The organism is Dietzia sp. KRD202, assembly GCF_017168155.1.
GTDB lineage: Bacteria > Actinomycetota > Actinomycetes > Mycobacteriales > Mycobacteriaceae > Dietzia > Dietzia kunjamensis.
The window spans coordinates 1-437 of the sequence record NZ_JABFAN010000044.1; the positions used below are offsets into that span (position 1 = coordinate 1).

General features: G+C 76.7%; 1 pseudogene. It reads right to left on the reverse strand.

From position 1 onward, the window contains the following. Window positions 1–32 precede the first annotated feature (32 nt). Window positions 33–437 (reverse strand): annotated as a pseudogene (locus tag J1M64_RS18475) (asparaginase); the annotation flags it as partial.

The following is a 437-nucleotide window of genomic DNA, read 5'->3' on the forward strand; positions in this document are numbered from 1 at the left end:
CCGCCGGCCCCGCAACCGGCGACGTCTGCTCGTCAGCTGTAGAGGTGGTAGCGCCCCCACTGTCGGCGCACCTCTGCGGCCGCACCGTCGCCGTCGGCGCCGACTGCACTGCTCGCGGTGGACAGAAGCGCGGCCAGGAGGACCCGGGCCTGCCCGGATCGCAGGTATCCGCAGCTCAGCACGCCACGAGCGGCGAGCTCCGCGCCACCGCCCGGGCCGCCGTAGGTCGAGGTCGCCTCACCCCGCGGCACCCGGCTGGACGCCACCACCACGATGTCCGGCCGGTCGTCCGCCAACCGTGCGACCGCGTCCGCGACGAGCGGGGGCAGGTTGCCGGATCCCGACCCCTCCAGGACCAGTCCGCGCGCCCCGGCCTCGACACACGCGTGCACCGCGACCGCGTCCGCGCCGGGCGGGCACGCCACGACGTCGACGCG